Origin of the sequence: Enterococcus sp. BSD2780061688st2 D3 (genome assembly GCF_005844145.1) — a bacterium.
Classification (GTDB): Bacteria; Bacillota; Bacilli; order Lactobacillales; family Enterococcaceae; genus Enterococcus_B; species Enterococcus_B durans.
Genome location: NZ_SPHN01000001.1, coordinates 114,287 through 137,461, shown reverse-complemented (window position 1 = coordinate 137,461; position 23,175 = coordinate 114,287). Strand labels below are relative to the sequence as shown.

The following is a 23,175-nucleotide window of genomic DNA, read 5'->3' as shown; positions in this document are numbered from 1 at the left end:
GAAAATCTCAAAATATGGAAAGCTATTTCGAGATTTTCATCCTTATTGCTCAGGTCAAAACGCTCCTTTTACAACCTCTATCCACGGTGTTCAAAGCCCAACTCCTTGAAATAAGTCTGGATTTTTCAAAACATGGAGAGCTGTTTCGAAAAATCCATTCTTATTGTCGGCGGAGCTGAACGGTCTTTTCACAACCTTATCCACGGTGTTCAAGAAGCAACTCCTCAGCAATAAGCGCTAGATTTCCAAAATATGAGAAACTATTTTAGAAATCTAGTTCTTATTTGCTCGGAGCTGGGCGCTTCTTTCACGACCTTTTTTCACAACCTCTATCCACGGTGTTCAAAGAGCTGACCTTCAACAATAAGTCAAAAAATCTCAAAATATGGAAAGCTATTTCGAGATTTTCATCCTTATTGCTCAGGTCAAAAAGCTCTTTTCACAACCTTTATCCACGGTGTTCAAAGCCCAACTCCTTGAAATAAGTCTGGATTTTTCAAAACATGGAGAGCTGTTTCGAAAAATCCATTCTTATTGTCGGCGGAGCTGAACGGTCTTTTCACAACCTTTTTTTCACAACCTTATCCTCGATCTTTTTGGTCATACACTTCTTTGACGTTGATAAATTGATCAAGTATTGGATTTTCTCCTTTTAGGTCAGCTGCGAAGCGGATACCGTCAATGTTGATTCTGGCGTTACGGTAGTAGTCAGTTCCTAGTTGTCCCCATGCAGGAGTTGAGGCATCAACATTGCAGAAGATATCAAATCCTTGTTGTTTCAAGTAAGCAAATTTTTGATTTGCTTCAGAATAAGGTTGCCAATCGCTGATGTCAGCACCGAATGGATAGATCAGGATATTTGTTTTGCCTAAAATAGGTGCAACTTCATTTTGCCAACGTTCGTTATCTTGTTGGATATCGGCTAAAGAAGCTTGTGTCATATTCAAGTGTCCCCATGTGTGGGAAGCAAAACTCCAACCGTCTTTCTTTAATTGATCAGCAACTTTTTTGGCTGCTTCGATTTCTTTGTTTGTTTTTTCGTTATCGCCATATTCTGATTTTGATGTACGGTAACCTAGTACACCATTATAGCCTGTTAAAGCTAATGTTCCTTTGGCGCCTTGATAAGAAAAATCGGGATGTTTTTTAATGAATGAATCGATCAGGGGAACCATATCATAGTCACCAACAGTTTCCTTCTTATTGTCGATATAAATATTCTTGATTTGGTTCTGTTTATCGACAATCAACTTACTTGGAAATCCTGAATTGTCCATGTATTCATAATAGCTGACATCGTCTTGCGAAAGAATTAACGGTTTCTTTCCTTCTGGAAGAGAAACACCTGTAAAGGTCAGTTTTCCATCTGTTCCTTTTTTGACTAATCCATTTAGATTAACAAGAACATAGTTATTTTTATATAGCTGGTCAATGGTTTTATTGAATTCGGAAATAGTGACCATATAATCTTTATACCCTTGTGCTTGCTGGGTATGAAAAGCCTTGGCTGGATCAACGATCAGACTATGAAAGAAGACGTGTGAGATTTTGGCTGGGTCTTCCCATTTTACCAAGGATTCTTTTTCTTTTTTCAAGGTTGCTAACAATTGTTGCGCTTCTTTGGTGTCGTCTTTTTCAAGTAAGGCAATGGCTTCATCATAACGATAACTTGCAGCAAGCTGTTTTGCTTGATCAAGCTGTTTCGTCGTTTGTTTATCTTCAACAGGTTTTGAGCTGCTGCTTGAGTGTTGAGTTGTTTGACTAGTGTTTTCTAATTTATTGTTTGTTGCTGCTTGTGTAACAAAAAAGATACTTACACCTAGAATAATAACAGTGCATACAGAAGTGACAGCCAATATGATTTTTTGTGTATGTTTCATTTTATCGTCCCCTACTACTTTTTGATTTCAAAAACCCCCGTAAGCTTTTCTTAACCTTTTGAAAAACTTCCCATAACCATTGTAACGAATATAGAAACAAGTGTAAAAGAAACTTTTGTTTTTTTTGATTTTTCTCTTGTTTTCTTTAATTAGAGCGCTTTTTATGAGAAGTACTATTTTGTAAAAGTTATAAAGTGAGAGAGGTGAAAATGTTCGGATTTTCGCTGTTTTTATTTCCAAGAAAAACTAAAATAAAAAAATTTTTACTTTTTTGTTGACAAAGAAAAAATGCCGTTCTATGATAGACACATATTAATTAGATAACAGGCAATGATCAAAACGAAGTAGTTATTAAAGCCGATGTTTCAGAAAGCTAGTGGTTGCTGAGAACTAGTACATGCTTTAAAGCGAATTACATTTTAGGAGCCTATGGCAGTGATGCCACGCGACAGCGTTAAATGTTCGAGTGATATGTTTTACTACAAAACATATAAAATGGGTGGTACCGCGAAATTTCGTCCCTTGGTTAAGATTAACCAAGGGATTTTTTGTCGTTTCCACTTAGTAGTACAAATGAAGCATGCTAGCAGGTTCCTGCTTTCATAAAAAAATTATACGGAGGGCATTAAAATGAATATTATCGATGAATTAACTTGGCGCGACGCCATTAATCAACAAACGAACGAAGAAAGACTTCGTGAACTCGTTGACGAAAAGAGTATCTCACTTTATTGCGGCGTTGATCCAACTGGAGATTCTATGCACATCGGACACTTGATCCCATTTATGATGATGAAAAGATTTCAATTGGCGGGCCATCATCCATATATTCTTATTGGTGGCGGAACAGGAACGATTGGTGATCCAAGTGGACGCAAGACAGAACGAGTGTTACAAACAATGGAACAAGTGCAACATAACGTAGATGCACTATCAAATCAAATGAGAAAATTGTTCGGAAAAGATGCAAATATTACATTTGTGAATAACTACGATTGGTTATCAAAAATCTCATTACTTGAATTTTTGAGAGATTACGGTAAAAACTTCAACATCAATACGATGTTGGCAAAAGATATCGTCGCAAGTCGTTTGGAAGTAGGTATCTCATTTACAGAGTTTACTTACCAAATCCTGCAATCAATCGACTTCTTACATTTACACAAAACATTCGATGTTCAATTACAGATCGGTGGGGCCGACCAATGGGGCAACATCACAGCTGGATTGGACTTAATCCGTAAATTAGAAGGGCCAGAGGCAGAAGCGTTCGGTTTAACGATTCCGTTGATGCTTAAAGCAGATGGAACTAAATTTGGTAAAACTGCAGGTGGCGCAATCTGGCTTGATCCTGAAAAAACATCCCCATTTGAATTCTACCAATTCTGGTTGAACCAAGATGATCGTGATGTAGTGAAATACTTGAAATTCTTTACTTTCTTGACACAAGAAGAAATCGCTGAACTAGCGAAAAAAGTAGAGACTGAACCTGAAAAACGTGAAGCACAACGCCGCTTAGCAGAAGAAGTGACGAGATTCGTGCATAGTGAAGAAGACTTGAAAGAAGCGCAAAAAATAACAGATGCATTGTTCTCTGGAAATATCAAAGAATTAAATGCAGCTGAAATTGCACAAGGGTTTGGAAAAATGCCAAACGTAGAAATTTCAAGCAATCCTGAAAATATCGTGGAACTACTTGTTTCCACAAAAATTGAACCATCAAAACGCCAAGCGCGTGAAGATGTTTCAAACGGAGCTATTAGTATTAACGGTGACCGCGTTACCGATTTAAATTTTGTCATAAATCCATCTGATGCATTCGATGGTAAGTTTGTGGTTATTCGAAAAGGTAAGAAAAACTACTTTTTGGCCAAAGTAGTTGATTAGAATTTAGTAAATTTTTGCCTTGAAAAAGGTTAAGACTATTACAAGATTCCAATTTTGAAACCCATCCTAAAAAGGAAACGCTGGTTGTCGTTAATACAATCCTTGCGAGGGAATTTACTTTTGTAAATTCCCTCGTTTTTTTTAATTTTTTTAAATGTGTAAACAATTTAGACAATTGGCGTTTATGAAATTTCTATTAGAAAAACGATTGTGATTTAGTTTACAGAAATAAAAAACAGGTGTAATGTGGGTCTCGACAAAATTTAAATATTTTTTTTAGGAGGGTTTCACATGGAATCATTGTCAAATGATCTAAACCTTAACGCCCTATTTATCGGGGACAAAGCTGAGAACGGCCAAATCTATAAAGCTTTGTTAAACGATTTAGTGGACGAACACTTAGGATGGCGTCAAAACTACATGCCTCAGGACATGCCTATCATTACGCCAGAAGAAAAAAGCAGTGCAAGTTTTGAACACACTGTGAACCGCACGAAAGATGTTTTATCAGAAATTTCAGCACGTATGCGTACTCATTCCGTACCATGGCATAATGCCGGTCGCTACTGGGGCCACATGAACTCTGAAACATTAATGCCATCTTTACTAGCGTATAATTTCGCAATGTTATGGAATGGTAATAACGTCGCTTACGAGTCTTCTCCAGCAACAAGTCAAATGGAAGAAGAAGTAGGATTAGAATTTGCAAAATTAATGAGCTATAAAGATGGCTGGGGACACATTGTTGCCGATGGCTCTTTAGCAAACTTAGAAGGACTTTGGTATGCACGTAATATCAAATCTTTACCTCTTGCGATGCAAGAAGTAACGCCTGAATTAGTTGCTGGTAAAAGTGATTGGGAATTAATGAACATGTCTACAAAAGAAATCATGGACTTGTTAGATAGTGTTCCTGATAAAATTGATGACATCAAAGCACATTCTGCACGAAGCGGGAAAAACTTACAAAAATTAGGAAAATGGTTAGTACCACAAACAAAACACTATTCATGGCTAAAAGCTGCCGACATTATCGGTGTTGGGTTAGACCAAGTTATCCCTGTACCAGTTGATCACAACTATCGCATGGATATCAACGAACTTGAAAAAATCGTTCGTGGTTTAGCAGCTGAAAAAACACCAATCTTGGGTGTTGTCGGTGTAGTTGGTTCAACCGAAGAAGGAGCAATCGACGGAATCGATAAGATCGTTGAATTGCGTCGCGTACTAGAAAAAGACGGTATTTATTTCTACTTGCATGTAGATGCTGCTTATGGCGGTTATGGCCGTGCGATTTTCTTAGACGAAGACAACAACTTCATTCCTTTTGAAGAATTGAAAGACGTACATTTCAAACATAACGTCTTCACAGAAAACAAAAATTATATTTTAGAAGAAGTTCACAGTGCATATAAAGCAATCGAAGAAGCTGAATCTGTAACGATCGACCCACATAAAATGGGGTATGTTCCTTACTCAGCCGGCGGTATCGTTATCAAAGACGTACGCATGAGAGATGTGATCTCTTACTTTGCAACATACGTATTTGAAAAAGGTGCAGACATTCCTGCTTTACTAGGTGCATATATCTTAGAAGGTTCAAAAGCTGGTGCGACAGCTGCTAGTGTGTGGGCTGCTCACCATGTATTGCCTTTAAACGTAACTGGTTATGGTAAATTGATGGGTGCTTCAATCGAAGGGGCACATCGATTCTATAACTTCTTGAATAACTTATCATTCAAAGTTGGCGATAAAGAAATCGAAGTACACCCATTGACATATCCAGATTTCAATATGGTTGACTATGTATTCAAGGAAAAAGGTAACGACGATTTAGTTGCAATGAATAAATTGAACCATGATGTGTATGACTATTCTTCATATGTCAAAGGAAGCATCTATGGAAATGAATTCTTGACATCACATACAGACTTTGCCATCCCAGATTACGGAAATAGTCCATTACAATTTGTAAATCAATTAGGATTTTCTGATGAAGAATGGAACCGTGCTGGTAAAGTAACTGTCTTGCGTGCAAGTGTTATGACACCATACATGAATAAAGAAGAACATTTTGAAGAATATGCTGAAAAAATCAAAGCAGCTCTTCAAGAAAAATTGGAAAAAATCTACGCAGATCAATTATTAGCAAGCGAAGCAAAATAATCGAATAAGGTGGCTCTGATTCCGTCTGAAAAAGACGGGGTCAGCTACCTTTTGTTTTGAGATTGTCTTTGAAGAAAATCGCTTCAAGCAATAAGTTCAAAACAGCTGAGGTTGTGGAAATAATTGAAATTGACTAGAAAAAAAGCATTGCTTTTTTATTTTTTGATGCGCGCTGAAGTTCGATTTATCAAATACCTTTGTACGTTATAACAATTTTTAATCAAGCAACCTCTTTGCTTTCGGTTATTGCGACTTGCGATTACTTTGAAGACACCGTTTTTTATCCAAAAAAACAAGGAGAGTGTCAAAAGTGAGTAAATCACAAGTAAGTAAAATGGGTCTAGGGACCTTTGTCGGTCTGACGATGGCGTTATGTGCGACAGTTCGGAGTATTCCGACGTTAGCTGCAGTTGGTTGGACATTGATTTTTTATTCGATTTTTGCAGTGTTATTCTTTGCTGGTCCTATTTCAATGGTTTCCGGTGAACTTTCAACGATGTTACCTCAAGAAGGTGGCCCACAATTATGGGTAAAAACAGCGCTAGGAAGTAAATGGGGATTTGTAGTTGCATGGCTACTATGGGTGCAAATGTTCCCAGGGATGGTCATGGTTGCTTCAACATTAGGCCCATTACTAGGAAATACTTTTGGAAATGTGGAACTTGGCAATAATCATTTATTTGTATTAGCTTGTATTTTAGTTATTTATTGGATTATCACTATTTTGAATTTGAAGTTTGATATGGCCAAAGTTGGTGGGAATATCGGTGTCTGGTTAGGCGTATATATCCCAGTTGTGATCATGTTTGTTTTAGGCTTGTTTGCAGCATTCAAAGTTGGTTTGGTATCAAATGGCTATTTAGGTGACTTCTCTTGGTCAAAAGCTTTTCCAGACTTACAACACAGTGAGTCATTGAAATATCTTGCAGGTATCACATTTATTTTTGTAGGTATTGAAATGAGTTCTGTTTATATGCCACGCTTAAAAGATGCTACAAAGAACTATACAAAAGGTGTCTTTATTGCTTTGATCGGTTTGGTACTGTTAAACGTGATCAATGCGATGTTAGTTGCAAATGTTGTGCCAAATGGAAAAATGGAATTGGCGAATATTACTCAACCTATCTTGATTTACTGCGATATCCTTGGCTTACCATCGATTATTGGGAACATCTTTAGTTTCATGGTATTCATTGGGGTACTTTTACAGTTATCAGCTTGGGTTACTGGTCCATCAAAAACCATCATCCAAGTAGCACGAGAAGGATTCTTACCACCAAAATTTGGCTTCCATAAAGAAAATAAATATGGCGTTTCTAGAAATGTCGTGTTAACTCAATCAATCGTTATTTCATTGTTTGCCTTACTTTATGGGGTAATGGATGATGTAAGTGCCGTATTCTTGACGTTAACAAATGCAACAACAGTTATTTATTGTATCGTATATATCTTGATTGCAGTTTCCTTGATAAAAATGAGAAAGAGTCACCCAGAGTTAGAACGTCCTTATCGAATTGGTAAAAACGGAAATGGCTTAGCTTGGGTCGTTAGCTGCATGTTGATCTTTTCGATCATTGCAGTTGTCTTCTCAACTTTAGGAACATCAACATTGACAGATGCGTTATTGGTTGCGATCATTGCAATCGTGATGTTTGTTATTCCTTTGATCATCAATCGATTCAAAAAGGATTCATGGGGAACTGAAGTAGAAAAAAGTATAGAAGAATAGTGTAATAAGAAGTTGGAAAAAAAGTTTAAACTGTGAGGCTGGGACAGAAGTGTTTAACTCCGAGAAATAAGAAGAAATTAACGAAAATTACTTTTCAAATTTTTGTGAATTTCGGCTTATTTAAGAAGGAGTTGCTTCTGCTCTCACGCTCATTTAGCTCCAAGGAACAAGCCGAATGGTCCGAAAATAGCTTTCCCTATTTTTGGGATTGTTCGGCTTGTTTTTGAGAGTGCTGTTTTTTTAAGAAATGTTTATTCTGAGCTGAGGGTTTGAATATGAAAGCTGTCTAGCTCTTTTTACACAAATAACTTTTTAACGATCAGTTAGTTGTAGGGAGTAGCACCAAACAAAGAGATTAAACAATGCAGATCTCTAAGCTGGTGCTTTCCCTCAGATGATTCTATTACAAGGTTGGTCCTACCAAATGAACAGTTTGTTTTTCATGGTAGGGCCTTTTTTACAAGAAATGGGAGACGTACAGTGAATAAAAAAATAGCGTTAAAAGAGAGTATAGCTGTATTAGTTGTGTTATTAGCGATATTGGGTATATTGATCATTGGTTTTCAATTATCCCCACATATCCCGATACTTACAGCTTTTATGTGTTTGTTATTTTATGGTCGATTTAGACGATTCTCTTGGGATGACATCCATGACGGAATCGTAAAAGGGATTACACCAGGAATCATCCCGATTTTGATTTTTCTTTTGATCGGTGTCTTAGTTGCTTCATGGATATTATCTGGAACCATTCCGACAATTATGGTTTATGGATTCCAATTGATTTCTGTCCGCTTCTTTTTACCAACGGCATTTTTAGTTTGTACGATCGTTGGTATCACAGTTGGCAGCTCATTCACGACGATTTCAACGATTGGGATCGCATTCCTAGGTATAGGACATATTTTAGGTTTTAATGATGCGATGACAACGGGTGCTGTTGTTTCTGGAGCGTTTCTAGGAAATAATTGTTCACCGTTATCTGATACGACAAACTTAGCTGCTGGGATCGGTGAAGTCAATTTATTTGAACACATTGCCGGAATGCGGTATACCGACTTACCAGCATTTGTGATATCTATGTTATTTTATATTTTTCTTGGCCATAGTAGTCACACAGCTGATCTTCAAGCAATTACTGAGATGATCCAAAATATGAAAGCTGGTTTTTGGATTTCTCCATGGACACTGATTCCATTGCTTGTCTTATTCGGTGGAGCAATCAAAAAAATACCAGCCATCCCAACGCTGCTCACTGGTTCGGCTACGGCAATTGTCTTGGCATTTATCCACCAGCCTGGATTGACGATCCAAGGAGTAGCCAATATTTTGATGAATGGATATGTTGCCCAAACAGCAGATCCAAAAATCAATGAGTTGCTTTCTAGAGGTGGCATTATGAGTATGCTTAGTTCTGCAAGTTTGATATTACTGGCTCTCGCATTGGGAGGATTGCTGATCAAATATACGATCGTAGAGACGATTGTCCAAGAATTACGAGAAAAGATGGATCGTCCGTCACGCTTGATTGGTTTTACAGCTTTAAGCTGTATCGGGATCAATCTTATCGTCGGTGAACAATATCTTTCAATTATTTTGCCAGGAGAAACATTCAAACGTTCCTTTGAGCAAAGCGGTCTAGATAAAAAATATCTGACGCGAACATTGGCTGATGCAGGTGCTACTGTCAATTCATTAGTGCCGTGGGGAGTAAGTGGCACATTTATCATGGGTACGATGAAAGTCAGTGCGTTACAGTATTTACCATTCGCGTTCTTTGCGATCTTAGCGCCAATTTTCACTATTATTGGCGGGTTCTTATTGAATCATAAGAAGGAAAAGAGCCAGATAGGAGTAAACTAAGATAGACAAGTAATTCATTGTTGCTGCGGTAGTTACTTATATTTAGGGAGTTGAGTCTGTTGGGTGACTTGGCTCCTTTTTTATTTTTTAAAACTAAAGAAAATATGTACAAGCATGGGAACTATAAATTAAGAGAGAGGTCGAGACAGAAGTAAGAAACACTTTTGTCTCAATCTCATCTTTTGGTTATTCTATCTTTTCATTTCAATTTCTACCAGTTATTGCTTGGGGTTCAGTGGCACAACTGTTTCTCTCTTGATCAAGTGATGAGGGATGACTAGGCGCACGCCGCTACTGATCTCGTTATGGATCAATTCTTGTAATTTTTGCATGGCTACTCGCCCTAATTCGGAAATATCGATATCGATACTTGTGAGATAAGGATGAGTCAGTGTAGAAAAAATCGAATTATTGAAACTGATGATCGATAAGGTTTCTGGAACAAGATAACCGTACATTTGCGCTAATTGCATCGTGCGGAGTGCAAAAATATCATCGATTACCACAAGTGCTGTAGCACCGGCGTTTTTTAAGATAGTGTCAAAGGATAGATAGTCTTCTGCCTTTTCGATCACAACGCTAGGGTGAACATCTAATCCAGCCATCATCATCGCTTTTTGATACCCGAAATAGCGTTCGAAATAGAGGCTTTCGTGGGTCGTGTTCGTAACGAAAAGAATCTGTTCATGCCCATTTTGGATAAGAAAATCAGTTGCCTGTTTTCCCAATAGCTGGTTGTCGTTATCAACGTAGATAATCTCATTTTCATGCTGATAAGGTTGACCGATCAGGGTGAAGGGAATCTCGTTTTGATACAAATAATCGATGACTGGGTCTTCGCTATCAGAGTACACTAAGATAAAGCCATCGACTTGTTTTTGTAAGTGCATTCTTTGGACATTTTCTAATAAGACATCAAAATTTTTCGCTGTTGCAATGGCTGTTGTCATGTCGTGGTGACGTGCTTCTTCATTGATTGCATCCATGATCTCTAAGTAGAAGGGATTACCGATTCGTTCTTTAGAATCAAGTGGCGGCAATATCACGCCGATGGCACTAGAAACCCGTTTACCTAAATTTCTAGCAGTGATATTCGGTACATAGCCAAGTTCATCCATGATTTTTCGGACTTTCTTTTTGGTTGCTTCGGAAATACTTGGATGGTCATTGATGACGCGCGAGACAGTAGAGGTAGCTACTCCCGCTTTTTTTGCAACATCTTTTACCGTAATTGCCATAATTTAAACACCTTTCTTCTAAATAAAAATCTCTTCTTTTCTGAACTATTCGTAATCAAAACAAGCAACTATTGAGTATTTGCTATCTGTTCATTCGGTAAAATAGTAAACTGATAGGTCGTATGATTGATCTTTTCTTGGCCAGGGTACAAAGCGATCGAACCGAGTTCTGGTAAATGGACTAGATCCGGAAATTCTTGTGGCTCGATGGCTAAACCATAGTTAGAATGCATATGTTTCCCGTTGATCATAAAATCAGCTTCAAAACCAGTCGTAGAAAATAATACCACACTTCTATTTGTTGTTGCTATAGACAACTGGCGTCCAGATTGTTTTTCTGAAAGACACAGCACCTTTTTTGAACGTTTCGGTGTAGTAAGAACAAAAACGTCATCAAGTCCTTCTGGATAAGCGTTGAGAATTTCTTCGATTGTATGTGGTTTCTTGAAATTGATCGGTAAATCTGCTTGAGTGATTTGCTCGCCTGTGGGTAGTTTATCTTCATCTAATACCAATAGACTTTCTGCTTGGACAGCCAGTTCATGTGTATCAATGTCGCGTTTACCATTCCCAGAAAGGTTGAAATAGGCATGATTGGTTGGATTGCAGATCGTCTCGACGGGACTGTTCGTTTTTGTGATCATTTCCAGGCTATTCGCAGTTAGCTGATACGTGATCGTTGCTGTGATAGGACCAGGATAATCGGAAAAAGTGTCTTGTAAATAAAAGACAACGCCGATCGACTGTGGATTTTTGAACACTTCGACATCCCAATATTGGAAAGACCATCCATTTGTTCCTCCGTGGATATGGTGGTTGCCGGCGTTTTTTTCAAGTTGATGATTTCCCCATGTAGCATTTCGGATTCTGCCTGCTACGGGACCGACTGTGGCTCCAAAGAAACTTTCATCGGTTAAAACATCTGAAAGTTCATCATAAGAAAGTAAGACGTTTTCTAAATGTCCTTTGTTATCTGGAGCAAAGATTTGGTGAAGTCTAGCGCCATAATTTAGAAGAACGACGGTCAATTCGTCGTTCTTCAATGTGATTTTTTTTAATTCAGTGTTGGGGATAGGAGTCACTGAAATAGAAGGTTCAGGCATTTGGCTGCCACGTTTTTTTCAAGTAATCGAAAGTCAATGAAGCTGTATCAGGTACGATTGGAATATCCTCCCCAAGATCTTCTGAACGTCCTACGCCGATAGGTTGCGCACCACTAGCAATGATCGCAGCGATTCCAGCTTTTGCATCCTCGATCCCGATGCAGTCACGAGGGGTCAAACCGATTTCTTTCGCAGCAAGTAGAAAAATATCTGGTGCAGGCTTTCCATTAGCGACTTTTGCCGGATCAGCAATCGCATCAAAGTAGCTTTCTAAATCCATCTTGGCAAGTAGGAAAGGGCCATTTTTGCTTGCAGATGCTAGTGAAATCTTGACATTGTTTGCTCGTAAGTCTTTTAATAATTCTAAAATCCCTGGAAAAACATCTTTTGGTGTGATCGATTGGATCATTTCAAGATAATACTCATTTTTTCTTTTCGCTAATTCGAGAAATTCTGTTTTTGAGAATTGCTCTTCTTTTTTTCCATGAGCAAGAAGGAGAGTCAGAGAATCTTCTCTGCTTACACCCTTCAATTGTTCGTTGAATGACCGATCGAAGGGAATACCGATCTCATCACCTAGCTTTTTCCAAGCACGGTAATGGAATTCAGCGGTATCTGTAATGACCCCATCTAAGTCGAATAATACACCTTTAAACATTCGCTTCACCTTCTCGTAATGGAATAGTCAAATGATCAGTAAGGACATACGCTTTTTCGTAGACTTCTAGCGGTAATGCTTCGCCAGATAAGAGGTTCAATGTTACCTGTTCATTTGAAACGGCGACAAATAACAAGCGGTCGCGATAATTGATATGGAATGAATAAGCAGACCATGTTTTAGGCAAGAATGGTGCAAATCTTAATTGTTCATGATCTGTCTTCATTTGCGCGAATCCTTGTACGATAGCAAGCCAACTTCCTGTCATTGAAGTGATGTGTAAGCCATCTTCTGTATCATTGTTGTAGTTATCTAAATCTAAACGAGCAGTGCGTTGATACATTTCAACGGCTTTGTCTTCCATGCCTAGTTCAGCAGCTAAGATAGCATGGATACTAGGAGATAGGGAAGACTCGTGGACAGTCATTGGCTCGTAAAAATCAAAGTTGCGTTGTTTTTCTTCTTTTGTAAATGAATCATTGAAGAAGTAGATACCTTGTAAAACGTCTGCTTGTTTAATGAAGCAAGAACGAAGGATCTTGTCCCATGACCAATGCTGATTCAATGGCAATTCACTTGCAGATAGTTCCGCTACTGGTTTGAGATCTTTGTCTAAGAAAGTATCGTGTTGAACAAAAATCCCTAATTCTTCATCTACTGGGAAGTACATATTTTCAGCAATTTCTTGCCAATGTGCCAATTCATCGTCACTGATTTTAGCAGTGCTCTCTTCTTTGAACTTCAAATAATTTTCTCGTGTGTAACGTAGTACCCAACAAGCAATCGTATTCGTGTACCAATTGTTGTTGATATTATTCTCATATTCGTTCGGTCCTGTAACCCCGTGGATCATATATTGATTGTTTCGTTTAGAAAAATGGACTCGGTCTGCCCAAAAGCGAGCGATTTCTGCTAAGACTTCTAAACCTTCATTTTTTAAATAGTCGATGTCGCCAGTGTAGTTAGTATAATTATAAATAGCGTAGGCAATTGCGCCATTTCGATGGATTTCTTCAAAGGTGATTTCCCATTCATTGTGGCATTCGACACCTGTGAAAGTGACCATTGGATATAACGCGCCCTTTAGCCCTTGCTGTTGTGCATTATGGATTGCTTGTGGCAATTGGTTATGGCGGTACTTCAAGAGATTCTTAGTGACTTCAGGTTTCGCTAAAGCGAGGTACAGAGGCACTGCATAGGCTTCAGTATCCCAGTAAGTTGCACCACCATATTTTTCGCCAGTGAAGCCTTTTGGTCCAATATTCAAACGTTCATCTTCGCCATAATAAGTAGAAAATAGCTGGAAGAGGTTGAAACGGATTCCTTGTTGTGCTTCATCGTCTCCTTCAATGACTACATCTGCCAATTCCCATCGTTTAGACCAAGCGGCTGTTTGCTCCTCTTTTGCTTGGGGATAGTGAACGTTCAATTCGTTGAATTCTTTAAAGAGATGTGTCGCTTGTTGCGCTTCAGGGATATCTCGGCTTGTGAAAATCAATACTTCTTTGTCGATAAGAAGTGTTTCATTTTCATTTAAGTCAAAGGTGAATGAACCTTCGATTGCTAAGGTGCCCTCTTGGTAGCTTGGCGTATATAATTTTCCATCAACGTAGTGGCGCATCCCAGCGGTCACTGTAAATTGTTCGATCTCAAAATTATTCGGGATCGTTTTAGTCGTTAAGTACGCTATTTCTTCCTTGACGCCATGATCGATGTCATTCCAAAAGTGTTCATCGTAATTGCTGTCTTCGTTTTGGACATTGCCATCTAGCTTAGAAATAACTTTTACAGTTCCATTTCCTTCCAACATTTCAATGGTTAAGCGAATATAAGCGGCTTCATTTTTGACAATACTTAAAAAGCGCTCGAATGAAAGACGAACTTTGTTTGATGAGGTAGTGACTGTATAACTACGTGTCAAAACACCGTTTTTCATGTTTAATTCCCAATAAAAATCTTCAGTAGTAAGTGTAGCTAGATCAATCAGCTGATCATCGATAAAAAGATCCATAGCGATAAAATCGACTGCATTGATTACTTTTCCAAAATATTCAGGATAGCCGTTTTTCCACCAGCCAACACGTGTTTTGTCAGGGTACCAAACACCTGCTAAATAGGTTCCTTGGTGATGATCACCAGAATATGCTTCTTCAAAATTTCCGCGCATACCCATATATCCGTTACCGATACTGGTCAATGATTCTTGCAAGCGTAAATTTTCTTTATCTAATTTATTCGTGCTGATTTTCCAAGGGTCGATCTGAAATAACCGTTTAATTTGTTTCATTGTTCTCCTCCTAGACGTTGTCGTTTATACGTCCATAATAAACGCAACCGATTGCGTAAGTCAACTAGAAAAGTGAAATTAAATTTTGAAGTGGATGAAAAAACAAAACAAAAGCGATTGTATCAATATTTACTACTATAATATGAACAGAAATAATGTATAAAGAACGATTGGGTACTTACAGAAAAAACATAAAAATACGAAATAAAGCATTTACAAAAAAAGAAATACACGCTATAATAACTAACAACGAAACCGATTGCACAAAGGAGACGAGGAAATGAAAAAAATATTTAGCTTTGAGTTTTGGCAAAAATTTGGAAAGGCTTTAATGGTCGTTGTGGCAGTTATGCCAGCGGCAGGTTTGATGATCAGTATCGGTAAATCGATTCCGTTGATCAATCCTGATCTTGCACCTTTAGTTACAACGGGTGGCGTGATCGAAAATATTGGTTGGGCAATTATCGGAAATTTACATCTTTTATTTGCACTAGCGATAGGTGGTAGTTGGGCAAAAGAACGAGCAGGGGGAGCATTCGCTGCGGGGATCTCATTTATATTGATCAATCGGATCACAGGAGCAATTTTTGGTGTGACTAATGAGATGTTGGCAAATGAAGACGCATTTACGCATACCTTGTTTGGCACGAAAATCATGGTTAAAGGGTTCTTTACCAGTGTATTAGAAGCACCAGCACTAAATATGGGGGTATTTGTTGGGATTATTGCAGGGTTCGTTGGGGCGATGGCCTATAATAAATATTACAATTATCGTAAATTACCTGACGCATTATCGTTCTTTAATGGAAAAAGATTTGTTCCTTTTGTAGTTATTTTGTGGTCAACGATTGTTGCATTGATTCTTGCTATTGTATGGCCAAATGTCCAAGCAGGGATCAATAACTTTGGATTGTGGATTGCAGAGTCAAAAGAAAGCGCTCCGATTTTAGCACCATTCCTATATGGTACATTGGAACGTCTATTGTTACCATTTGGCTTACATCACATGTTGACGATCCCAATCAATTATACGCAGCTGGGTGGTACCTATGAGATATTATCTGGTGCGCAAGCGGGAACACAAGTATTTGGACAAGATCCTTTATGGTTGGCGTGGGCGACTGATTTGGTCAACTTGAAAGGCGCCGGCGACATGTCGCAATATGAATTCGTATTGACGAACTGGACACCTGCTCGTTTTAAAGTGGGACAAATGATTGGTTCTTCCGGTATCTTGATGGGATTAGCACTAGCGATGTACCGTAATGTTGATCCAGACAAAAAGTCTAAATATAAATCAATGTATTTTTCAGCAGCACTTGCAGTTTTCTTAACAGGTGTAACCGAACCATTAGAGTTCATGTTCATGTTTGCAGCTGTACCTCTTTACATTGTTTATTCCGTGATCCAAGGGGCAGCTTTTGCAATGGCAGATATTCTACCTTTACGTGTCCATTCATTTGGGAACATTGAACTATTGACACGTACACCATTAGCGATCAAAGCAGGACTAGGTATCGACTTGCTCAATTTTGTTATCTGTGTCATATTATTTGGAGTATTGACGTATTTTGTGGCAAACTTTTTGATCAAAAAATTCAATTATGCTACACCAGGACGTAATGGAAATTATGATAACGACAGTGAAGAAACGCCGTCAGGTTCTGCAACTAATGCAGATCAACAAATCATTAAGATCATCCACTTGTTAGGTGGAAAAGAAAACATCAAGGATGTAGATGCTTGTATGACTCGTTTACGTGTCAGTGTCGAGGATCCTGGAAAAGTCGGTTCAGAAGAAGAATGGAAACGTGCTGGAGCGATGGGCTTGATCGTTAAGGACAAAGGTGTGCAAGCCGTGTATGGACCAAAAGCTGATGTGTTGAAATCGGATATTGAAGATTTACTACAATCAGGCGCTGATATTCCAGAGCCAACAGTTGAGGCAACAAATAAAAATAAGAAGAATGAAGAGAAACATGTTTTAGGTATCGAAAAAGAATTATTCACTGTAGCAACTGGTGAGGTAATTGCTTTAACAGATGTGAATGATCCAGTCTTTTCACAAAAGATGATGGGTGATGGCTTTGCTGTCATTCCTGCCACTGGAGAAGTGACGGCACCACTTTCTGGTAAAATCGCGAGTGTCTTCCCAACCAAGCATGCAATTGGCATGCAAACAGCAGAAGGAGCAGAAGTTTTGATCCATATGGGACTGGACACTGTTCAGATGAGCCAGCCAGCATTTGAGATCTTAGTTTCTGAAGGCCAAGAAGTAGTAGCAGGAACAACGATTGCTCAGATGGATCTAGATGCAATCAAGAACGAAGGAAAAGAAACGACGATCATAGTAGTCTTTACAGATGACAAAGTCAATGGGCTGACCATCAATAAATTAGGAGACACTGAACGAGGAACAGTGATCGGGAAAATAAACTTGTAAAGAATCTCAGAAGTTCATGTGTGTATTTCATATCGAAAGAATGTGTTCGATGTGTGTAACTCCTAGAAGTAAGCCGATAATCCCGAAATTGCTTTTCCTATTTCAGGGATTATTGGCTTATTTTTTGAGTGAACTACTTTGGGGTCTCTACCTATATGGATTTAGAAGGTGGGAGCAATGTTTCGACCCATCCCATTAAGAAGGAGAATTATATGAAAATAATGACGTTGAATACGCATAGCTGGTTAGAAGAGGAACCACGAGAAAAATTAAAACAGATCGCTCAAAAAATCTGTCATGAACAATATGATGTGATCGCATTGCAAGAAGTCAATCAAACAATGGACGCAAAACGACTAACCAGTGAGCAGCTGAAGAATTTTAGTCAGGTGCAGGAACAAACGCCTGTCCGCTCGGATAACTTTGCCTATTGCTTGATCCAGCTCTTAGAAGAACAAGGTGAAACTTACTATTGGAGTTGGGAAATGAGTCATATCGGCTATGCTATCTATGAGGAAGGCAATGCGCTTCTTTCCAAACAACTACTAACTAGTCAAACGCACCTAGTCTCCGAAACAAAAGAAAAAGAGGATTACCATACTCGAAAAATATTAGTGGGTCAAACCTCTGTCAAATCACAATGTATTACTGTAGCAAGCTGTCATTTTTCTTGGTGGGCAGATGAAAAAAGCGGATTTGCATTTGAGTGGAAAGAATTAGAAGCAAGTTTAGCGCCCCTCGCAACACCACTGTATCTATTAGGGGATTTCAACAATCCTGCTGAAGGCAGCGGGTACGATTTAGTGGCAAAAAGTCAGTTGCCTATTCGTGATGCGTATCCAATCGCTCAAAAAAAACAAGCTGAAGCAACGATCGAAAAGAAAATCGATGGCTGGGAAAACAATAAAGAGGGGCTACGTATCGACTATATTTATGTACCACAAGATTGCTTTGTTACAAGTTATCAACGTATTTTTGACGGGGAAAATGGCCCGATTGTCAGTGATCATTATGGGGTAGCAGTCACGTTGGAGTGAAGAGAAACGAAGGAATATTGTCACAATAAGAATATGGGACAAATCTAAAAATCAGGTTTGCTACATACTCTCGAATAAACGGCGGGAGCAGAATCAACTCCTTTTTAAATAAGCCGAAATTCACAAAAATATGAAAAGCAATTTTCGTTCATTTCTTCTTATTTCTCGGAGTTAAACACTTCTGTCCTAGCCTCTCTCAATAAACGACGTCCGAAAGGCAGGTTTTTCGGAAATTTAAAAAAAACGAGCAATACAAAAAATGTATTGTTCGTTTTTTCTCCAATTTCTCATAAACGACTTTTGTCTCGACCTCATTTTTTTATGAATGTATCCGACTCCTAATAAACATGATGAATAAAATCAGCCAACCAATGAAGGTCAACCCGATGATGAAATAAAAGAAGAGCGGCAAGTCATAATATAAGGTGATCTCATTGATACCATTATGCTGTTTGACGATTGGCGTACCGATGTCTGTCAATTCATAATCTGTCAAAGGTTTGCCGTTTTGCAACAATACTGTACGGTCGTAAACAATAACTGGTAAATGGACTGTTTTCTGACCGTTATTTTTCCACTTGATCGTTAAACGTCCGTCAGGGTGTGTTTTGATGAAGGTTGTTTCACCTTCTAGTATTTCTTCATTGTAACGATCGTATTTATTGGCTGTGGTGTCTTTATAAATCGGTAAATAATCAGGTGTTGTCTTTTGGAAGACGAATAAGCTCGTTGACATGTCTTGGCTGTAAAATGTTTTTCTGGCTTGTTCTGGTGTATCGAATAAATAAGTGTGACGGCTGACAAACGTCTCAGATTCCCATCTGTCTAAATGTTTGTATAAGTTTTGAAGCGTTTGGGCTGAAGCAACCAGTAAAAACAATACGCTAAGTGTCCGATACCACGTTTTCTTTTCCCAATGGTTCAGTGCAAGTGCCAAAAAGAGTAAGAAGAGTAACGTAAATGGCACAAAAAAGCGAAATGGAAATTGGATCAAGCTGATAAAAGGCACCTGTTTTTCTACTAAAGTGGTCCAAGGAATCAGACTTGTTGATAGTAAGAAAAAGACGATACTTGAACGAAGTAGTAACTTAGTGAAAGGATCATATCTACGTCGAAACAGTAAGAATAATAAGAAACCAATAAATAGAATCAATGAGAAGATTTTGGGATAGGTCAACCAGTAGCTTCCATCCAAGTTGATTGCTTTTTGACTCATCTCACGATTCACGAAAGGCGGCAGTATTTTGTTGCCACTATAGACTAGGGCTAAACCACCCCAAATATTCGCAGTCAACACGAAATAGAGCAAGACTGATTTTCCTAATTGCAACAAAGCTTTTCCTTTTTCATTCTGATCAAAGAAATAGTAAAGATAAAAAGGAACATACATCAGTGCCAGCATCACAGAAGACAATAAATGGATCTGAGTCATCAATGCAATCGAGGCAGTGACCTTAAGAACGGGAAAGCGTCGGTGGACAACAAAATCCACCATTGGAATCATACATAAGGGATAAAAACAAGTACCCCAACTAGTAAAGCCTTGATTGACAGCCCAATATTGGATCGAATAAGTTGTCATGAACAAAACAGAAATAGGCACACTTACCCAGTTTTTGACGTGAACATATTTTAGTAAAGTCAGCATCGACCACCCAGAAATCAGGAAAAGAATAAAATTAGATAAAATTTGGTAATGGAACCAACTACCTGAGAGTAAGACGATCAATCCTTGGAAATAAGCAAATAATGGACCATAGACAGCATTTACGATCCGTCCACTTTGTTGAAATCCATACATAGAAGGGAAATAATGGAAATCCCAATTGGCGAACTGTTCGGCTGCATCGTAGAACCGATTGTAGTGAAATGGGGCATCCGCTCCAATAACTAACTTATGTGTAAGGATATTTGGCAGAATAAATAAAATTGCGAAAAGCAAAATTGTCAAATACGGAACATATTTTTTCAATTTTTCATACTCCTTTTTATAGATTAGTTAGCTTCATCATAAAGCTTACGGAAAATTGAGGCAAGAAATTAGAAAATATATGAAAAAGCTTATGAATGTTACAAGAAATTATCAAGTGATTTTACACAGAGAAGAAGTGTTTTTTTATCAATAAAAAATAAGAATCGGCTTTTCGTTTTCATTTATCCATTAGACATTTATAATAAAAGAAAAAGGGGGATGAAGGTGAGTCTGAGTTGAAGAAAAAAAGATTAGTCTTTCAGGTGTTCTTGCTAATATGTATGTTGATAGGTTTGTTGATCACCCTCTATCCATTCTATAGCGACTCGCTGAACGGTTTTATCGATCAAAAACGAATTGAGCAAGCACAACAAATATCTATAAAGAAAAAAGAAAAATTAAAAGCACAGATGCAAGAAGAAAATCAACGAAAGGTAGAAGCTGGTCTGGCTCCCGGAGTTGATCCCTTTGACAATCAACTGACTGATACACATTCATCTGCCCAGCTTATCGGAGCAGTCCATATTCCAAAAATCAACGTGAATGTTGCATTATATGATACCTTGAACCAGCGAGTTCTTGAAAAGGGAGCAGGTGTATTACAGGGCACTTCTTTTCCATTGAGAGGTGTGCCATCCCATTCTGTGATTTCTGCTCACAGTGGTCTCTCAACGAGGCGACTATTCACTGATTTAGGAAAGTTAAAAAAAGAAGATCTTTTTATTTTAACTGTGTTGGGAGAAAAGTTAGCATATAAAGTTAGCACTATCCAAGTAGTAGAACCTGATGATACATCTGGGATCAAACTGGAAAATGAGAAGGATATCGTCACGCTGTTGACTTGTACACCGTACATGATCAATTCGCATCGTTTATTAGTCACTGGTGAACGAGTTCCTTATAATGAAGAAGTCCAAGCAATAGAAAATGATGGAGCGAGAAAAAGTCAACTGATCCATCTATTGATTCTTTTAGGAGTTGCCTTACTTGTTGGAATGATCATTTATAGTATTTTTCGTACAGTGTATCGTTTCCTGTTGAAGAAGCGGCTATTTGATTTTACGTTCATACTCTTGGATAAGAAAGGGACCCCGATAGGCAATCAACGTTTTTGCGTGAAAAAGAAAAAAGCAGTCCTCCATCACGGCCTTCCTTTGGAAGGGGTTACGAATGAAGAAGGCCAGCTTACTTTTACGCAGCTTAAGGGGGATTCTTACTGGCTAGTTCCTATGGAGGAACCAAACCAACGAGTGAAATTTGGAGTCACACGCTTGAACCAGCAACAGATGCTATTTATAAAACGACACAAAAGAATAAGGACTTTGGATAATGAAACGAATCGTTATCAGATCAAAGAATAAACGAGTAAACTTAAACTTTGACTGACTTGATTGTTGGGATCCTGACAAAAATATCAGAAGAGTAAAAAGAGGTTGGGACAGAAGTGTTTAACTCCGAGAAATAAGCCGAAATTCACGAAAATTGCTTTTCAAATTTTTGTGAATTTCGGCTTATTTCCGAAGGAGTTGCTTCTGCTCCCACCGTTTATTCGTTTTTAAAGAATGAGACAAAAGTGTTTCTTACTTTTGTCCCACGCCCTTTTTTGAGTAGTGAGATCAAAGTGATTTTTACTTTTGATCCAACCAAACTACATAATCGCTTATTTTACACGTTTGTAATTTTCGTCAAAGTATCTGCCTTCACGGATATCTGCAGGCATACCTTCATAAGGTTCTTCGCTGATGACATCTTCATTATCTACGCCAGCATCGCCCATGTAAGTGATCGTGGCAAATTCTGGTACCAATAATTTTGGATAAGTTTCATATTTTTCACGAGCAGCTTCCATTTCAGCGATGTGTTCATTTTGGAAAGTTACAGTGATTTCTGGATGTTCTTCGACCCATTTAGGGAAGAAGATCGTGCCGTGTAATTTCTTTTCATTTGGCATAAAGTCTAATGCAACATCTGTACCTGTTGGTTCAGTCCAAGTAATTTTAAATACCCCGTCAGTTAATTTTACGATGTCTGCTTCTTGATCTTTGACCCAACGTCCTTTAACCATCCCACCGTGGATACGGTAATCGACAGTATGGTCATTTTTTGCATACCATTCATATTCCCAACCGTTGTCATATGTGTAGATAAAATGTGTACCGATAAAATCTTCTAATTCTTTAAACTCTTTAAATTCTTTCATGCCTAAGCATCTCCTTTTAATTTAAAACATGTAATAAACTACATGTTTTTGATTACTCATTTATGATAGAATGAATTGAATGATTTGTCAAGGAGGAAGACTGATGGCGAGGAAAAACACATTGCGCTATATTTTATTAGGGTTGCTGAGCAAGAAAAGCATGTCAGGATATGAACTGAATCAATCATTTAAAAATGAAATCGGTGAGTTTTGGCAAGCGAAACATAGTCAGATTTATCCAGAACTGGCAAAAATGGAAGAACGGGGAATCATCGAACATGAAGTTGAAATAACTGGTATGAAATTGGAAAAAAAGATTTATCGATTAACAGAAGAAGGAAAAATATTATTAAACGAATGGATCCATACGCCTACGAATGAATTACCAGTCAATCGGGATGAATTTGTGTTAAAGCTGTACTTTGTTAAAGACGTCAATGATCCGGCACTGAGAGAGATCATTGAACAGCAAAGAGATCTCCATGAAGAAAAGCGTGTCCACCTATTAGCACGAAAAGCAGTGATATTCCCTACAGAAAAGGAAAAACATGAGAACTACGGGCATTATCTGATTCTTTCACATGCAATCAATCGTGAAACAGAATATACCAATTGGTTGACCAATGTATTAGAAGAAAAATGAAAAAAATGTAGCTGATGAGAAAGCCACATCCAACAACTGGAGGAAGGCTAGGCCATCAACTACATTTTT

At 38.2% G+C, this 23,175-nt stretch carries 15 protein-coding genes, 1 pseudogene and 1 other annotated feature; of the genes and pseudogenes, 9 read left to right on the top strand and 7 right to left on the bottom strand.

What is annotated here, in order from left to right; genetic code table 11:
- Nucleotides 1-581: 581 nt before the first annotated feature.
- Nucleotides 582-1,880, bottom strand: coding sequence for a polysaccharide deacetylase family protein (locus FGQ66_RS00595; RefSeq protein WP_138301394.1), 1,299 nt, complete (start codon nucleotides 1,878-1,880; stop codon nucleotides 582-584).
- Between the two features lie 321 nt (nucleotides 1,881-2,201).
- Nucleotides 2,202-2,406: a binding site (T-box leader), on the top strand.
- A gap of 104 nt (nucleotides 2,407-2,510) precedes the next feature.
- On the opposite strand from FGQ66_RS00595, the gene tyrS reads away from it, so the two are divergent.
- From tyrS to nhaC, 5 genes and pseudogenes are all read left to right on the top strand, one after another.
- Complete coding sequence (gene tyrS / locus FGQ66_RS00585; protein ID WP_081133811.1) at nucleotides 2,511-3,767, top strand: tyrosine--tRNA ligase; 1,257 nt, start codon at nucleotides 2,511-2,513, stop codon at nucleotides 3,765-3,767.
- 291 nt (nucleotides 3,768-4,058) lie between these two features.
- Nucleotides 4,059-5,933 (top strand): tyrosine decarboxylase, encoded by a 1,875-nt coding sequence (gene tdc / locus FGQ66_RS00580; protein ID WP_005875437.1) that lies wholly within the window; start codon nucleotides 4,059-4,061, stop codon nucleotides 5,931-5,933.
- Between the two features lie 310 nt (nucleotides 5,934-6,243).
- Nucleotides 6,244-7,662, top strand: coding sequence for a tyrosine-tyramine antiporter (tyrP, locus tag FGQ66_RS00575; RefSeq protein ID WP_081133812.1), 1,419 nt, complete (start codon nucleotides 6,244-6,246; stop codon nucleotides 7,660-7,662).
- Nucleotides 7,663-7,694: 32 nt separating this feature from the next.
- Nucleotides 7,695-7,805 (top strand): annotated as a pseudogene (locus FGQ66_RS15620) (DUF3788 family protein); the annotation flags it as partial.
- Between the two features lie 337 nt (nucleotides 7,806-8,142).
- The gene (gene nhaC, locus FGQ66_RS00565) at nucleotides 8,143-9,525 is read left to right on the top strand and encodes a Na+/H+ antiporter NhaC (RefSeq protein ID WP_138301393.1); all 1,383 of its coding nucleotides are present in this window, start codon (nucleotides 8,143-8,145) and stop codon (nucleotides 9,523-9,525) included.
- A gap of 218 nt (nucleotides 9,526-9,743) precedes the next feature.
- On the opposite strand, the gene FGQ66_RS00560 is transcribed toward nhaC, so the two are convergent.
- The 4 genes from FGQ66_RS00560 to mdxK form a co-directional block, all read right to left on the bottom strand.
- Nucleotides 9,744-10,763: a LacI family DNA-binding transcriptional regulator gene (locus FGQ66_RS00560; RefSeq protein ID WP_138301392.1), complete on the bottom strand. Its 1,020-nt coding sequence runs from the start codon at nucleotides 10,761-10,763 to the stop codon at nucleotides 9,744-9,746.
- Between the two features lie 68 nt (nucleotides 10,764-10,831).
- Entirely contained in the window at nucleotides 10,832-11,866 is a 1,035-nt protein-coding gene (locus FGQ66_RS00555; protein WP_138301391.1) for an aldose epimerase family protein, read from the bottom strand.
- Nucleotides 11,859-12,524 carry a beta-phosphoglucomutase gene (gene pgmB / locus FGQ66_RS00550; protein ID WP_081133816.1) on the bottom strand — a complete coding sequence of 222 codons (666 nt, stop codon included), beginning with the start codon at nucleotides 12,522-12,524 and terminating at the stop codon, nucleotides 11,859-11,861. The genes FGQ66_RS00555 and pgmB overlap by 8 nt, the downstream gene beginning before the upstream one ends.
- Complete coding sequence (mdxK, locus tag FGQ66_RS00545) at nucleotides 12,517-14,811, bottom strand: maltose phosphorylase MdxK (protein WP_002329971.1); 2,295 nt, start codon at nucleotides 14,809-14,811, stop codon at nucleotides 12,517-12,519. The genes pgmB and mdxK overlap by 8 nt, the downstream gene beginning before the upstream one ends.
- Nucleotides 14,812-15,091: 280 nt before the next feature.
- Here mdxK and FGQ66_RS00540 point away from each other — a divergent pair, with 280 nt between their 5' ends.
- Together FGQ66_RS00540 and FGQ66_RS00535 are read left to right on the top strand one after the other, a co-directional pair.
- Nucleotides 15,092-17,254, top strand: coding sequence for a PTS transporter subunit IIBC (locus FGQ66_RS00540; protein ID WP_138301390.1), 2,163 nt, complete (start codon nucleotides 15,092-15,094; stop codon nucleotides 17,252-17,254).
- A gap of 212 nt (nucleotides 17,255-17,466) precedes the next feature.
- Nucleotides 17,467-18,291 carry an endonuclease/exonuclease/phosphatase family protein gene (locus tag FGQ66_RS00535; protein ID WP_138301389.1) on the top strand — a complete coding sequence of 275 codons (825 nt, stop codon included), beginning with the start codon at nucleotides 17,467-17,469 and terminating at the stop codon, nucleotides 18,289-18,291.
- A 319-nt stretch (nucleotides 18,292-18,610) separates the two neighbouring features.
- Here the strand turns inward: FGQ66_RS00535 and FGQ66_RS00530 are convergent, their stop codons facing one another.
- Nucleotides 18,611-20,263, bottom strand: a complete 1,653-nt coding sequence (locus tag FGQ66_RS00530) for a putative glycosyltransferase family protein (protein ID WP_081133820.1) — start codon at nucleotides 20,261-20,263, stop codon at nucleotides 18,611-18,613.
- Nucleotides 20,264-20,544: 281 nt separating this feature from the next.
- On the opposite strand from FGQ66_RS00530, the gene FGQ66_RS00525 reads away from it, so the two are divergent.
- Entirely contained in the window at nucleotides 20,545-21,624 is a 1,080-nt protein-coding gene (locus FGQ66_RS00525; RefSeq protein WP_249361087.1) for a class C sortase, read from the top strand.
- A 299-nt stretch (nucleotides 21,625-21,923) separates the two neighbouring features.
- On the opposite strand, the gene FGQ66_RS00520 is transcribed toward FGQ66_RS00525, so the two are convergent.
- On the bottom strand, nucleotides 21,924-22,463 hold the full coding sequence (locus tag FGQ66_RS00520) for a phenolic acid decarboxylase (protein ID WP_005875449.1): 540 nt from the start codon (nucleotides 22,461-22,463) through the stop codon (nucleotides 21,924-21,926).
- A gap of 103 nt (nucleotides 22,464-22,566) precedes the next feature.
- On the opposite strand from FGQ66_RS00520, the gene FGQ66_RS00515 reads away from it, so the two are divergent.
- Entirely contained in the window at nucleotides 22,567-23,106 is a 540-nt protein-coding gene (locus FGQ66_RS00515) for a PadR family transcriptional regulator (protein ID WP_081133823.1), read from the top strand.
- The last annotated feature ends 69 nt before the right edge of the window (nucleotides 23,107-23,175 follow it).